This is a genomic window from Dehalococcoidia bacterium (genome assembly GCA_035310145.1).
In the GTDB taxonomy this organism is placed as follows: Bacteria; Chloroflexota; Dehalococcoidia; order CAUJGQ01; family CAUJGQ01; genus CALFMN01.
The window spans coordinates 1-12,672 of sequence record DATGEL010000045.1; the positions used below are offsets into that span (position 1 = coordinate 1).

General features: G+C 70.0%; 18 protein-coding genes. 13 read left to right on the forward strand and 5 right to left on the reverse strand.

Annotation, left to right across the window (positions count from 1 at the left end; genetic code table 11):
• Both VKV26_09455 and VKV26_09460 read left to right on the forward strand, forming a co-directional pair.
• The coding region (locus VKV26_09455; GenBank protein ID HLZ70116.1) for a molybdate ABC transporter permease subunit at window positions 1–195 on the forward strand (195 nt) is incomplete at its 5' end.
• Between the two features lie 44 nt (window positions 196–239).
• Window positions 240–650: an ester cyclase gene (locus tag VKV26_09460; protein HLZ70117.1), complete on the forward strand. Its 411-nt coding sequence runs from the start codon at window positions 240–242 to the stop codon at window positions 648–650.
• A 60-nt stretch (window positions 651–710) separates the two neighbouring features.
• Here VKV26_09460 and VKV26_09465 read toward each other — a convergent pair whose 3' ends face one another.
• On the reverse strand, window positions 711–1,493 hold the full coding sequence (locus VKV26_09465; GenBank protein HLZ70118.1) for an enoyl-CoA hydratase-related protein: 783 nt from the start codon (window positions 1,491–1,493) through the stop codon (window positions 711–713).
• Between the two features lie 127 nt (window positions 1,494–1,620).
• Window positions 1,621–2,415, reverse strand: coding sequence for an alpha/beta fold hydrolase (locus tag VKV26_09470; protein ID HLZ70119.1), 795 nt, complete (start codon window positions 2,413–2,415; stop codon window positions 1,621–1,623).
• A gap of 238 nt (window positions 2,416–2,653) precedes the next feature.
• Between VKV26_09470 and VKV26_09475 the strand changes: the two genes are divergently transcribed.
• From VKV26_09475 to VKV26_09485, 3 genes are all read left to right on the forward strand, one after another.
• Window positions 2,654–2,944 (forward strand): DUF503 domain-containing protein, encoded by a 291-nt coding sequence (locus VKV26_09475; GenBank protein HLZ70120.1) that lies wholly within the window; start codon window positions 2,654–2,656, stop codon window positions 2,942–2,944.
• 41 nt (window positions 2,945–2,985) lie between these two features.
• Window positions 2,986–3,477 carry a GNAT family N-acetyltransferase gene (locus VKV26_09480; GenBank protein ID HLZ70121.1) on the forward strand — a complete coding sequence of 164 codons (492 nt, stop codon included), beginning with the start codon at window positions 2,986–2,988 and terminating at the stop codon, window positions 3,475–3,477.
• A gap of 99 nt (window positions 3,478–3,576) precedes the next feature.
• Entirely contained in the window at window positions 3,577–4,782 is a 1,206-nt protein-coding gene (locus VKV26_09485; protein ID HLZ70122.1) for an amidohydrolase family protein, read from the forward strand.
• A gap of 16 nt (window positions 4,783–4,798) precedes the next feature.
• Here VKV26_09485 and malQ read toward each other — a convergent pair whose 3' ends face one another.
• Both malQ and VKV26_09495 read right to left on the reverse strand, forming a co-directional pair.
• Window positions 4,799–6,298 (reverse strand): 4-alpha-glucanotransferase, encoded by a 1,500-nt coding sequence (gene malQ / locus VKV26_09490; GenBank protein HLZ70123.1) that lies wholly within the window; start codon window positions 6,296–6,298, stop codon window positions 4,799–4,801.
• A gap of 98 nt (window positions 6,299–6,396) precedes the next feature.
• A complete protein-coding gene (locus VKV26_09495) occupies window positions 6,397–6,540 on the reverse strand; it encodes a hypothetical protein (protein HLZ70124.1) in 144 nt (47 codons plus the stop codon).
• Window positions 6,541–6,832: 292 nt separating this feature from the next.
• Here VKV26_09495 and VKV26_09500 point away from each other — a divergent pair, with 292 nt between their 5' ends.
• The 6 genes from VKV26_09500 to VKV26_09525 all read left to right on the forward strand — a co-directional run bounded on the left by VKV26_09500 (window position 6,833) and on the right by VKV26_09525 (window position 10,687).
• Window positions 6,833–7,423, forward strand: a complete 591-nt coding sequence (locus VKV26_09500) for a sigma-70 family RNA polymerase sigma factor (protein ID HLZ70125.1) — start codon at window positions 6,833–6,835, stop codon at window positions 7,421–7,423.
• A 111-nt stretch (window positions 7,424–7,534) separates the two neighbouring features.
• On the forward strand, window positions 7,535–7,969 hold the full coding sequence (locus VKV26_09505) for a hypothetical protein (GenBank protein HLZ70126.1): 435 nt from the start codon (window positions 7,535–7,537) through the stop codon (window positions 7,967–7,969).
• Window positions 7,970–8,009: 40 nt separating this feature from the next.
• The gene (locus VKV26_09510; protein HLZ70127.1) at window positions 8,010–8,495 is read left to right on the forward strand and encodes a hypothetical protein; all 486 of its coding nucleotides are present in this window, start codon (window positions 8,010–8,012) and stop codon (window positions 8,493–8,495) included.
• A gap of 104 nt (window positions 8,496–8,599) precedes the next feature.
• Window positions 8,600–9,514, forward strand: coding sequence for a DMT family transporter (locus VKV26_09515; GenBank protein HLZ70128.1), 915 nt, complete (start codon window positions 8,600–8,602; stop codon window positions 9,512–9,514).
• Window positions 9,515–9,575: 61 nt separating this feature from the next.
• A complete protein-coding gene (locus VKV26_09520) occupies window positions 9,576–9,893 on the forward strand; it encodes a hypothetical protein (GenBank protein HLZ70129.1) in 318 nt (105 codons plus the stop codon).
• 2 nt (window positions 9,894–9,895) lie between these two features.
• Entirely contained in the window at window positions 9,896–10,687 is a 792-nt protein-coding gene (locus tag VKV26_09525; protein ID HLZ70130.1) for a sortase, read from the forward strand.
• Window positions 10,688–10,791: 104 nt separating this feature from the next.
• Here the strand turns inward: VKV26_09525 and VKV26_09530 are convergent, their stop codons facing one another.
• Window positions 10,792–11,397 (reverse strand): sulfite oxidase-like oxidoreductase, encoded by a 606-nt coding sequence (locus tag VKV26_09530; GenBank protein ID HLZ70131.1) that lies wholly within the window; start codon window positions 11,395–11,397, stop codon window positions 10,792–10,794.
• Between the two features lie 247 nt (window positions 11,398–11,644).
• Between VKV26_09530 and lspA the strand changes: the two genes are divergently transcribed.
• A complete protein-coding gene (lspA, locus tag VKV26_09535; GenBank protein HLZ70132.1) occupies window positions 11,645–12,190 on the forward strand; it encodes a signal peptidase II in 546 nt (181 codons plus the stop codon).
• Window positions 12,191–12,270: 80 nt separating this feature from the next.
• Window positions 12,271–12,672 (forward strand): S4 domain-containing protein (locus VKV26_09540; GenBank protein ID HLZ70133.1); only part of this gene is annotated, 402 nt, incomplete at its 3' end.

Here is a 12,672-nt window from a genome sequence, read left to right on the forward strand (position 1 = left end):
CTGTCGGAGTTCGGCGCGACGATGCTGTTCGCCGGCAACCTGCGCGGCAGCACGCAGACGCTGTCGCTGGCGATCATGACGGCGATGGAGGCCAACCTCTACACCGCGCTGGCGCTGTCGGTGCTGCTGCTCGCCGTCGCCTCTTTCACCCTGCTGCTGTTCCGCGCACTCACCCGCGAGAGGCTGCGGCTGTGAACAATGATGGCTCGGCTCGGACCATCGCGGCGATGAAGGAGCTGGTGCGACGCATCCACGACGAGGCGGAGAGCGAGGGACGGCTCGGCGTGATCGACGAAGCGTACGCCGCGTCGTTCGTCGACGCCGGCCACCCCGAGCGTGGCCGCGGGCCGGAGAGCGTGAAGGCGCACGTGCGCGAGATGCGTACACGTTTTCCCGACCTGCATGTGCAGGTGCAGAGCATTGTTGCGGAGGGCGATCTGGTCGTGGCGCGGCTGGTCTCCAGAGGTACGCACACCGGCGCCTTCGCCGGCCTGGCGCCGACGGGCCGGGTGGCCGAATGGGACGGCTTTGCCATGCGCCGCTTCGAGAACGGGCGCATCGTGGAACAGTGGACGCGCTTCAACATGATCGGCCTGCTGCGCCAGCTCGGCGCGCTCAAGGGCATGCCGGACGGCGCGCCGCGCCATTGAGGGGCGCGGACCGGCCCGGCGGCGGCTGTCGTACGGCTGCGTGACCCGGCGGCAGTCGGCTCAGCCGTGGAAGTTGGGCTCGCGCTTCTCGGCGAAGGCGCGGCCCGCCTCCGCGAAGGCGGCCGAGCGCCGCGCCTCGCCGAAGATCTGGTCTTCGGCGTCGAGCACAGAGAAGACGTTGTCGTTGGCGGCGTTGGCGTAGAGCAACCGCTTAGCCCAGCGCACCTGCTCCTCGGGATTGAAGGCGATCTCCTCCCCCAGCGCCAGCGCCGTCTCGACCAGCTCATCGTGCGGCACCACGCGGTTGACGACGCCCATGCGCAGCGCCTCGGCCGCGTCGATGATGCGGCCGGTGAGAATCAGCTCGGCGGCGAAGCCGAGGCCGGCGATCTGCGGCAGGTGGTAGGTTGAGCCCAGCTCCGGTGTGAGGCCGATGCGCACGAAACGCATCGAAAGCCGCGCCCGCTCCGAGGCGATGCGCACGTCGCAGGCGAGCGGCAGCGTCAGACCGACGCCGATCGCGGGGCCGTTGATCGCGGCGATCACCGGCTTCGAGCGTTGCAGGAAGATCGAGTACGGCTCTTCCGCACCGCGGCGCGCGCGCGGCGGTGCGTTCGGATCGGGGCGCAGATCGGCGCCGGCGCAAAAGCCGCGCCCGGCGCCGGTGATCACGATCGCGCCTATTCCCGCGTCGTCGTTGCACTCGCCGATCGCCTCGCGCACGCCGTCGCCCATCGCGCCGCTCCAGGCGTTCAGCCGGTCCGGGCGGTTCAACGTGATCAGGCCCACGCGTCCCCTGCGCTCAAAAAGCACTACGCTGTCGGTCGCCGTTGCGCTCGTCATCGGTTCCTCCCTGCCGCTCCGCCCTCATGCCCGGCGCAAGCGGTGTTCACCAGCAATCGTGCCGCCTGCCGGCGTGCGCTGACAAGCCGCACGCGTGCTTTCGGAGCTTTGCCCACGATGCCCGTGGCTATGCAATGCCCCCCGAGACGAAGCGGCCGAGCGCGGCCATGTACTGCTGCGCGCCGAGCCAGAGCAGGTCGTTGTGGCCAGCGCCGGGAACGATCACCAGCTCCTTGCGCTCGACCTTGAGCGCGTCGTAAAGCTCCAGCGCCGCCTGCATGGGCACCAGCTCATCGTACTCGCCGTGGATGATCAGAGCCGGCAAGCCGATCGCCGCGACCTTCGCCCGATGTCGCGCGATCAGCTCCTCGACCTCCTTCGGAGGCGCCGACGAAGCCAGACGCCGCGCCAGCCGCTCCAGGTTCGCCGAGCCGCTCTCCACGATCAGTCCGCGCAGGCGATCGGCGCGGCGGGCGGCCAGCTCCAGGGCCGGGTGGGCGCCCAGGCTGCGCCCCATGACGAAGCGCGGCCCGACGAAGCCCGAATCGTCCAGCACGGCGTGGAAGCGGTCGAGCACGGCGTGGCTGTCGCTCACCAGCGCGGCGAAGCTGGGCCGGCCCTCGCTGGCGCCGTAACCTCGATAGTCGGCTACCCAGAGATTGACGCGGGCCTGCCGATAGAGATCGAGGAGGCCGTCGTAGTCGCTCACGACTTCGCCGTTGCCGTGGAAGAAGAGCAGGCTCGGCAGTGCGCGGTCGAGCGGGTGGAAGCGACAGGCCACGCGCACGCCATCCGCGACCGTGACCAGTTCGTCGCGCGCCGAAGGCGGCGGCGGACTCCAGTCGTCGCGAGGGTAGAAGATCTGCCCGGAGGCGCCGAGCCGGTCGAGCAGGGCATAGTCGGGCAGCAGGGCAGCGTCCATAGTCGTCGGCCTCCGGGCGGACGCGGCCGGCGGCCCGGTCGCGCTGCCGCGATTCTCCGGCATTCGTGCGCACGCGACCAGCCCTTCGTCATGCAGCGGGGCGGTCAGACAGCGGACCTCGCTTCGCAGCCCCATGCGCCGAACGCCGCGCCTGCGCTACGCTGACTGCGCGGTATGCGGGGCCGGCCGGAAACACGACCGGAATCCGGGGACGGTAGTTCAGCGAGCCGCGACAACGATGCATGTTGGCGTTTGCCATCTCACGCTGCGTCTGGCCGAAAATCACTCGCTCAAGGGCAAGCGCCAGGTGATCAAGTCGCTGCTGGCGCGGCTTGCGAACGAGTTCAACGTTTCTGTCGCCGAGACCGATCAGCAGGAGGCCTGGCAGCTCGCGGGCATCGGCCTCTGCTGCGTCTCCAACAGCAGGCAACACGCACAGCAGCAGTTGCAGGCGATGGTGGAGTTTGTCGAGCACACCCGCCCCGATGTCGAGATCGTCGAGTGCGAGCTGGACGTGCTCAGCGCCTAGCGGCCGGCCGCTCTGGGCACGAAGGCAACTTGAGGTAGGGGATGGGGAACGAAGCGACCGATCCACTGATGCGCATCCGCCGCGCCACGCCGAAGGACGGCCCAGCGGTGCGCGAGTTTGTCTTCGCCACGCTGCGGTCCTACGGCATCGAGCCGGAGCCGGACGGGCTCGACGCCGACGTGATGGCCTTCGGCACGGCGACTGACCCGCGAGTGCTGGAGCTGGTGGTGGAGCTGGGCGGCGTGGCGGTCGGCTCGCTGGCGATCGCGCCGCACGGCGCCGCGACGGGCCATCTCAGCAAGTTCTTCATGGACGCGCGCTGTCGGGGGCGGGGCTTCGGCAGGCCGCTGCTGGCGCGTGCCGTCGAGGAAGCACGGGCGCTGGGCTACCGCCGCCTGGTGCTGGAGACGCGCTCGGCGTTCCGCGAAGCCTGCCATCTGTACGAGTCTACCGGCTGGGAACGCGGGCCCGACCTGCCGCCCGGCTCCGGCCCGGATCGGACGTACAGCCTTGGCCTGCGCGCGAATCGATAGGGCCGTACGCTCGCGGCGCTGGCCCGCGGCGGAAGACTGGCACAGAATGGCCGGAGCGGCCGGCCGCGAGCCGGATCGGCGCGACGAGGTGACAGGGAGATGGCGAATCCAGGCACGCTGGCCGTGCGGGCGGAGCTGCTGTTCGACGGCGCCAGCGACGAGCTGCTGCGGCGGCCGCTCGTGCTGATAGAGGCGGGTCGCATCGCCCGCATCGGCCAGCAACAGACGACGCCGCTGCCCGCGGGCGTGCCGGTGATCGAGCTCCCCGGCGCAACGTTGCTGCCGGGCTTGATCGACTGCCACGTCCACCTGATCTTCGACGGCAGCGCCGAGCCAGTGCCGCATCTACTGGCCGAAAGCGACAACCATGCGCTGCTGCGTATGTCCGCCCACGCCGCCGCGATGCTGAACGCCGGCATCACCACGGCCCGCGACCTCGGCTGCCGCTCGCACCTCGACCTCGACGTCCGGCGGGCGATCGAGGAGGGAACGATCGCCGGGCCGCGCCTGCTGTGCGTGGGCAAGCCGATCACCGTCACCGGCGGGCACTGCCACTTCCTGGGCGGCGAGGCCGACGGTGACCTTGAGCTGCGCCGGGCCGTGCGGCGCGAGCACAAGGCCGGTGTCGACTGGATCAAGATCTTCGCCACCGGCGGCCATATGACGCCGGGCTCGAACCCGTACCAGGCGCAGTACACGGTCGAAGAGCTGCGCGCGGCGACGGAAGAGGCGCATCGCCTGGAGCACGGCATCGCCGCGCACTGCCACGGCACCGAAGGCGTGCGCCGGGCCGTGGCCGCCGGCGTGGACACGCTCGAGCATTGCAGCTTCCAGAAGCCCGGCGGCCTCGACCTGGACGAACGCACGATCGAGGCGATCGTGGCGCAGGGGATCTACGTCTCGCCCACGCTTTCGGCCAATTTGCTCACGGAAAGCCCGCAGGCCGCGGCGTTTCGCCAGAGCGCCGCCGTGCGCCTGCCGGCGCTATACCGGGCCGGCGCCCGCCTGATCAGCAGCACCGACTGCGGCATTCCCAACACGCCGCACGACACCCTGCCGCGCGTCCTGCCCCTCTTGCAGACGCTGGCCGGCATGCCGCCCACGGACGTCCTGCGCGCCGCGACGAGCCGCGCGGCCGAGGCGCTGCGTATCGGCCAGCTTGCGGGCGCGCTGCGGCCCGGTCTTGCCGCCGACCTTATCGCCGTGCCCGGCAACCCGATCGAGAACCTGGCGCTGCTTGCCGATGTTTCTTTCGTGATGAAGGCCGGCGCTGTAGTGCGCGGCGCCGCGGTCGCCGCCGCCTGACGCTCGTTGCCGGCGTCTACGCCTCCCGTGGCGCCCGGCCGTACGTGTCCGCCAGCTCCGCTAGCCAGGCGGCATGGTCGTCGCGCAGGGCGCCCGGCAGCAGCCGCCAGGCCCAGTTGTCTTGCGCCCGGCCCGGCAGGTTCATGCGCGCCTCGCTGCCCAGGCCCAGCACGTCTTGCGCCGGTGCGATCGCCATCTCTGCCACGGAGCTGTAGGCCAGGCGAATCAGGTCATGGGCCAGGTCGCTGCCATCTCGCGCCAGGTAGCGGCGCACGCGGTCGCGCTCCACTTCCCCAAGCGCGGCCCACCAGCCGGCGCTCGTGTCGTTGTCATGGGTGCCCGTGTAGACGACGGCGTTCGCGGTGTAGTTGTGCGGCAGATAGGGGTTCGTGGCGTCGTCGCCGAAGGCGAACTGCAGCACTTTCATGCCCGGCGCCCCGACCGCGCGCCGCAGCGCCTCGACTTCGGGGGTGATCACGCCGAGATCCTCGGCAACGAAGGGCGTCGTGCCCAGCGCCGCCCGCACGGCATCGAACAAGGCGATACCGGGTCCCGGCTGCCAGCGGCCGTTCACCGCGGTGGCCTCGTCGGCAGGGACCTCCCAATACGCCTCGAAGCCGCGAAAGTGGTCGATGCGCACGAGGTCCGCCTGCGTCAGAGCGTGCCGGAAGCGCTCGATCCACCAGGCGTAGCCGGTCTGCGCCAGCACATCCCAGCGGTATAGCGGGTTGCCCCAGCGCTGCCCGGTGGCTGAGAAGTAGTCGGGCGGCACGCCGGCCACGGCGAGCGGCCGGCCGGCGGCGTCGAGCTGAAACAGCTCAGGGTGCGCCCAGACATCGGCGCTGTCCAGCGCCACGAAGATCGGCAGATCGCCGAGCACCCGCACGCCGCGCTGATTGGCGTACGCCTTGAGCGCGCCCCACCGTTCGGTGAACTGCCACTGCACGAAGCGCTGGAAGGCGACTTCGCTGGCCAGGCTTCGCTCTGCATCGGCCAGCGCCGCCGCGTCACGCGAGCGCAGCGCCGAGGGCCACGCGCTCCACGGTTGATCCTGGTGCGCGGATCGCAAGGCCATGAACAAGGCAAAGTCGTCGAGCCAGTGCGCCTGCGCCGCGGCGAAGCTTTGCAGCCGCTCGCGTTGCTCGGCGCCGGCGCCGGCCTCAAAGTGCGCGAAGGCGCGGCGCAGGCGCTCCTGCTTCCAGGGAAGCACGGCGGCGAAGTCGGCGCGGTCTGCCTGTGCCGCCGGGGCGCCGTCGAGATCGGCGTTTTCGAGCAGCCCCGCGTCGCGCAGCCGTTCGAGTGAGATCAGCAACCAGTTGCCGGCAAAGGCGGAGCGGGTGGCGTACGGCGAGTTGCCGAAGCCGGTGGGGCCAAGGGGCAGGATCTGCCAGAGCCGCTGACGTGCACGGGCCAGCCAGTCCACGAAGCCGTAGGCGGCGTCGCCGAGGTCGCCGCAGCCGTGCGGGCCGGGCAGCGATGTCGGATGCAGGAGGATGCCGGCGGCCCGCTCGCTCACGGCCGTGAACGCGCCAGGCGGCGCTCAACTTCGCCGGTCAGCCCAGGTCGGGTAACGAGCCGCGACCCCGGCGGGCGGGTCGAGCGGCGCGCGATCACCTACTTGCCCGCCTTCGGCCGCTGCACGAAGACCTTGCGCATGCCGAGGCCGCCCTTTGTGGGCGTGCAGACGAGCACCGTCTCCATGCCTGTATCGCCCTGTTTGCCCTTGTTATCCGGGTTGTTGCGCGATCCCGCTGCCATTGTGACTGCTCCATACCCGGCGATCGCCGGGAGATCTGTGCTTGAATTGCTGCCTCAGCATACCAGCGCGGCGCCGCATCGCGCACAGCGGGTGACAGGCGGCGCGGCGCGCCCTGGACCTTGCATCCAGGCACGACGTGATCGACGCTGGCAGCCGGCACGAAACCCGGAAGCCTGCTCGCGCGTGTGAGCGACGACGAGGAGTTGCGCCGGGAATGCCGCGCCGCGGCAACCGCTGCTCGCCCGCGAACGCTACGGAACGGCCTGTCCTGGCCGGCGCGGAGTGCCGGTCATGAGCGAGGCAGCCTCCGTTCTTTCCGCGCGCACCGACGAGGAGTTGGTCGCCGCCTTCCTCAGCGGCGAGATCGGGGCATTTGAAGAGTTGGTGCAGCGCTACAGCCGGCCGATCTTCAATTTCGTCTACCGCATGCTGTGCAGCTACGCCGACGCCGACGACGTGGCGCAGGATGTGTTCGTGCAGGTCTACAACTCGCTGCCGGCTGCACGCACGGACCTGCCCTTCAAGCCCTGGCTCTACGTGATCGCGAAGAACAAGTGCCTGGACTTTCTCAAACGCAAGCGGCCGCTGCTCTTCTCCGATGTGGATGGCCCGGAAGCAGAAGACGGCAGCATCGCCGAGCGCGTGGCAGATTCGGACCCGCTGCCGGAGGAACTGGCCGAACGCGCCGACCTGCAGCGCATTTTGCATGAGGCGGTGCTTGGTCTGCCGGAGCGCTACCGGCAGGTGGTCGCCATGCGCTACACCGGCGATCTCAGCTTTGCCGAGATTGCCCAGGCGCTGGCGCTGCCGGAGAACACGGTAAAGACGCATTTCCACCGCGCCAAGGCGCTGCTGCGCACCCGGCTCCTGGACGTCCTGTAGAGGCGGGCGGACGGATGACGCGGAGAAGAGGTACGGAATGGCGAGCCAGCGAACATGGTCCCTGAAACCGCCGGCGTTGCCAGGGCGTGCTATCGATGGAGGCTTCTCGCGGTGAGCGACGACGACGAACGCGATCCGATCGACCGGCTGTATGCGCGGCTGGAGGGTGCTGAGCCGCCGGCGGATTTCGTCGCACGGGTGATGGCGCGGGCGCGGCAGGGCGAGGTGGCGCGCTGGCAACGCTGGCAGCGCGCCTTGTTCGCAACGGGCTACGTTGCGGCGCTGATCGCCCTGGCCGTGCTGGCCTTTCTCACCGGCATTGAGTTGGAGCGGTCCGGCCTGCGGGCGCTGCTTTCGATGGCCCTGCACGACATCTCGGTCGTGACCGACTCACCCGGCATCTACTTCGCCGCCGTGCGCGATGCCGTGCCGTGGCTGCACCTGATCGGGGTGGCCGCCGATCTTGCGCTGCTCGCGCTGGCCACGCGTTTGCTCTTGAAGGTCTCTGGTTCAGCGCCGGCCGCTGCCTCGGCCGACGCATCCTGAAGGTCGGGACGATGAGTCCGTTGCCGGAGTGGGGCGGCTGATGACCCGCTTGGTGTGGCCGGGCAGGCACGGCATGGCCGTGAAGCTGGGCAGCCTCATCGCTGCCCTGGCAGTGCTGGTCGGCGGCATGCTTCTGGGCATGACGCATGCATCCGGCAGCCCCGCGCCCGCCGGCGAGCTCGGCAGTACACCGCCGGCCAGCGTGGCAAAGCAAACGAGCCACTACCTCGTCGGCACGATCGCGCTGGTGATGCCCGCCAGGCGCGAGGCGATCGTGCGCCAGCGCGACGGAAGGCTCGTGCAGGTGGCCTTCGACGCCACGACGATCGTCCGCCGCGACCGCGCCCGCCAGCCGCAGACGGTGCTGCGGCGCGGCACCCGTGTAATCATTCTCGGCCGGCCGGAGCAGGGCCGCCTGCGAGCGATGGTCGTAACGATCACGGGACAGGCGCCGGTGCGCACGGTCACGCCCGCATCGCGACCTGGCCCGGCGCACACACCAACGCCCGCACCGGCGGCGCGCTGAGCTTCGGCCGGCGCCTCGGCTCCCCGCGGCGGGGCGCCGGGATGCGGGCCAGTTTCGCTGCCGGTCTCCATGCCCGCAGCGCCGGCCGCCGGTATGATGCCCGTATGGGACGGTCTCGCGCCGCGGTTGTGGGGGTGCTGTTCGCCGGCGTGCTGGCGGTTTCGGCGGCGGCGCTCTTCGTGCGACTGGCCGACGCGCCGGCGCTCAGCACCGCGGCCTACCGGCTGCTGTTCGCCTCTGTGCCGACGATCGCGCTGCTGCCCATGCGCGGCCGCCGCGAGCTGCCGGCCCTGCACCGCGCGGACTGGGGCTGGCTGCTGCTTTCCGGCGGCTGTCTGGCGCTGCACTTCGCGACCTGGATCGCCTCGCTGGAGATGACCACCGTGTCCAGCAGCGTCGCTCTGGTCACGACGTCGCCGCTGTTCGTCGCCGGCGTTGTCATGCTGCGCGGGGAGCGAGTCAGCCGCGCAACAGTGCTGGCGATGCTCGTATGCCTCGCTGGCGGCCTGATCATCGGCGCGGCCGATGTGGGCGGCGGGCGGGCGCTGGCCGGCGATCTGCTGGCCTTGGCGGGCGCCGCCTTCGCCGGGGCCTATTTCGCGCTCGGAAGGCGGTTGCGCGCTGTCACGTCGGTGACGACGTACATCGGCACGGTCTATCCCATCGCCGCCATCGCGTTAACCGTCGCGGCCCTGGCCGGACGGCAGCGACTCTCCGGCTTTGACGGGCAGACCTGGCTGATGTTCGTGCTACTGGCGCTGGTGCCGCAGTTGCTCGGCCACTCCTCGCTCAACTGGGCGCTGGGCTACCTCAGCGCCCCGTTTGTCGCGATCGCCGTGTTGGGCGAACCCGTGATCGCGACCGTGCTCGCCGCGCTTTTCCTCGGAGAGTTGCCTGGACCGCTGCGCATCGCCGGCGGCATCGTCGTTCTGGCCGGCGTCTACCTCGGGCTGCGCGCCGAGCTGGAGGCGGCCCCTGCCGGCGTGGCGCTCGCCGGCGTCGAGCCTGCGCCGGCCTGAGCCGATATCTGAATCGGTGTACACTGGTATTGGCGGCACGACGCCGGGATTCCCTCAGCGTATGAAGCGCCTGCGTTCCCTGTTTTCGATCGCCCTGCTGTGTGCGCTCGCCGGCGTCGCCGGCGGGCTTAGCTTGGGCTACCTGCTCAGCCGCCGCGGAGAATGGCTGGTCGCACAGCCCTGGGTGATGTACGCGGCAGTGCTGCTCGTGGTGACGGGCGCGCTCACCTGGCTCGACGTGCGCCGCGGCCGCGGCGTGCCGTTGGCGCGTTCCTCCGGTGAAGGGCCGACCGTGATCGAGGAGCAGCAGACCAGAGCGTCTGTGGCGGAAGAACCGGCTGCACGTCACGGATCGGACGCGGGTGGGGTGGTGGAGTAACGATGGCCGACGGAGCGATGCGGCGGGTGCCGCGGCGCGTGTTTTTGGGGCGCTATCTCGGCAACGCGATGCTGGCGGCCGGCGGCTCGCTCGTGGGCGCGGCGACCGCGTACCAGATCTACCGACACCAGGCGGAGGCCGACCTCGGATCGCTGCGACGCGGCAGCGTGACCATTCCCGGTGCACCTGTGGCTCCCGCCGTACTCACGGGCGCGCAGGCCAGCGTTGCGCCGGCAGGCAGCCCCGGCGGCGCTCCCTCCACGGCCAGCGCCGCGCCGCCCACGCCGGCGGACGGCAGCGAACCGGCGGTGTTCGCGGCGCAGACGCCTGCGCCCAGCGCCGCCAGCGTCTCTCCCGAGCTGCGGCCGGTGCGGCTGCGCATCGAGTCGATCGGCCTGAGCGATGTGCCCGTGGTCGAGGTCGGCACGCGGTTGGAGAAGGGCCAACTCGTCTGGGAGACGGCCGACCACGCGGTCGGACACCTGATCGGCACGGGGCTGCCCGGATCGCCCGGGAACATGGTGCTCGCCGGCCACATTAGCAGCCCGGTCAAGGGCGAGGGCAGCGTTTTCCGCAACCTGCCGGCGATCGCCAACAAGCTCGGCAGCCGCGTCTCCGTGCAGACGGCGGCCGGCAACTGGTTTCACTACACGATCACGGGTACGAACGTGGTGCTGCCGACGGACACCTGGGTGATGGATACGGCGACGGCGCCGGTCGTCACGCTGCTCACCTGCGTGCCCGACGGCGTCTACACGCACCGCTTCGTGGCGCTGGGCCGGCTCGCGGCATAAGGCGAGCGCCTTGCCGGGTTGCAGTGGCCGTCAGTCGGAGGCGGGATGACGCAGCTTGCCCGTCATCCCGCCTTGACCCGGGTGCTGTGCGCGTCGCCGCAAAGCTACGAATAGCGCTCCTCGCGCCACGGGTCGCCGTGGATGTGGTACCCGTACGTCTCCCAAAAGCCGGGGCGCTCGCGGTCGATGAACTGCAAGCCCCGCACCCACTTGGCGCTCTTCCAGAAGTAGAGCTTTGGCACCACGAGGCGCAGCGGCCAGCCGTGCTCCGGCTCGAGATCCTGGCCGTTGTGCGCCCAGGCGAGCAACACATCGTCGTCCAGCAGCTCTTCCATCGCGATGTTCGTCGTGTAGCCGCCGTGGGAGTGCACCATCACGTGCATGGCTTCTGGCTTCAGACGCACGTGCTGCATCAGGTCCGTGAGCTTGACGCCGGTGAAATCGTTGTCGAACTTGCTCCAATGCGTCACGCAGTGGATGTCGCAGTGAATTGTCGTGTTGGGCAGGGCGCGCAGCTCGTCGTAGCTCAGCGAAAGCTTCTCTTCCACCAGGCCGACGACCTCGAAGCGCCAGGTCTCCTTGTCGAAGCGTGGGATGCCGCCGTAGTGCAGCACCGGCCAGCCGTCGGTCAGCCGCTGGCCCGGCGGCAGGCGGTCGCCGTACGTGGCACGCTCCGACCTCTCACGCCGCCCAAAAATGTCGATCGCCACGCCCGCCTCCTGTGTGCGAGGCCGGTGTTTCGGCCTCGAATCGATCATAGGTATCGTCTCTGGAAGGGGTCAAGGCGTTACATCGTCACGAACGTGAGGGGAAATACCTCCTCTGACACGGGTGACACGGGCGCCTGTGACGCCGGCTCCTGTTCGCCAGCGCCGGACCGCACTGGCGCCGCTTGCACGGAAGGGTGCCCGGCGGCCGATTGTTGGCGTGCGGCGGCATGAATGGTACGCTCGACCGGTGAGCGATATCGCTGAAGGCCACCTCGATCGTACCCTGGCTTCCCCGGTGCGCCCGGCCGCGGCGCGGGGGCGCCAGTGGTGGCTGCTGGCGTTGGTGGCGATCGTTGTGCTGGCGGCCGATCAGCTCTCCAAGCACCTGGTGCGCACGCATCTGCAGATGGGCGAGTCGTGGCCCTCCTCCGGTTGGTTCGTGCACATCTCGCACGTAACCAACACCGGCGCCGCCTTCGGCATCTTGCAGGATCAGACCGTCTTCCTCGTCGTCACGAGCCTGATCGGGCTCGGCGCGATCGTGCTCTACTACCTGTACCCGCCCTTTCACCATCCGGTGCTGCGCGTGGCCTTCGGCATGCAGCTCGGCGGCGCCATCGGCAATCTCAGCGACCGCGTGCGGCTCGGCAGCGTCACGGACTTCATCAAGTTTCCGCATTACCCGTACTTCAACGTCGCCGACTCCTGCATTGTCGTGGGTGTGTGCGTGCTCGCCTGGTTTCTCGTCTTCCGCGACGGTCGTGACGGTGAGCAGCAGCGCGAGCAGCGGTGACCGGCCCCACGTCCGCTGCACGCCTTGAGCAACCGTCCGGTGCGGCAGCGGCGCCAGCCGCCGGACCGCGTGTCCTTGATCTGGTCGCCGGTCGGGCGGGCGAGCGACTCGACCTCCTTCTCGCGCGCTCCCTGCCTGAACTCTCCCGCAGCGCTGCGCAACGCCTGATCGAGCAGGGCCATGTGCTGGTTGGCGGTCATGCGGCGCGGGCGGGCATGAAGCCGCGCGTTGGAGAGGCGGTGCGGGTTGTGCTGTCTCCGCCCACGCCGACTGAGCTGCTGCCGGAGCCGCGGCCGCTCGCGATTCTGTACGAAGACGCGGATCTGCTGGCGCTGAACAAGCCGGCCGGCGTCGTCGTGCATCCCTCCGCTGGCCATCAGACCGGCACGCTGGTGCACGCCCTGCTGGCGCACTGCCACGACCTCTCCGGCATCGGCGGCGAGCGCCGGCCGGGCATCGTGCACCGGCTGGACAAGGACACC

Bases quoted from the DNA above. Each gene is read 5' to 3' on its own strand.
- VKV26_09465 (HLZ70118.1), bottom strand. From the start codon at position 1,493: ATGACGAGCGCAACGGCGACCGACAGCGTAGTGCTTTTTGAGCGCAGG.
- VKV26_09470 (HLZ70119.1), bottom strand. From the start codon at position 2,415: ATGGACGCTGCCCTGCTGCCCGACTATGCCCTGCTCGACCGGCTCGGC.
- VKV26_09475 (HLZ70120.1), top strand. From the start codon at position 2,654: ATGCATGTTGGCGTTTGCCATCTCACGCTGCGTCTGGCCGAAAATCAC.
- VKV26_09480 (HLZ70121.1), top strand. From the start codon at position 2,986: ATGGGGAACGAAGCGACCGATCCACTGATGCGCATCCGCCGCGCCACG.
- VKV26_09485 (HLZ70122.1), top strand. From the start codon at position 3,577: ATGGCGAATCCAGGCACGCTGGCCGTGCGGGCGGAGCTGCTGTTCGAC.
- VKV26_09495 (HLZ70124.1), bottom strand. From the start codon at position 6,540: ATGGCAGCGGGATCGCGCAACAACCCGGATAACAAGGGCAAACAGGGC.
- VKV26_09500 (HLZ70125.1), top strand. From the start codon at position 6,833: ATGAGCGAGGCAGCCTCCGTTCTTTCCGCGCGCACCGACGAGGAGTTG.
- VKV26_09510 (HLZ70127.1), top strand. From the start codon at position 8,010: ATGACCCGCTTGGTGTGGCCGGGCAGGCACGGCATGGCCGTGAAGCTG.
- VKV26_09515 (HLZ70128.1), top strand. From the start codon at position 8,600: ATGGGACGGTCTCGCGCCGCGGTTGTGGGGGTGCTGTTCGCCGGCGTG.
- VKV26_09520 (HLZ70129.1), top strand. From the start codon at position 9,576: ATGAAGCGCCTGCGTTCCCTGTTTTCGATCGCCCTGCTGTGTGCGCTC.
- VKV26_09525 (HLZ70130.1), top strand. From the start codon at position 9,896: ATGGCCGACGGAGCGATGCGGCGGGTGCCGCGGCGCGTGTTTTTGGGG.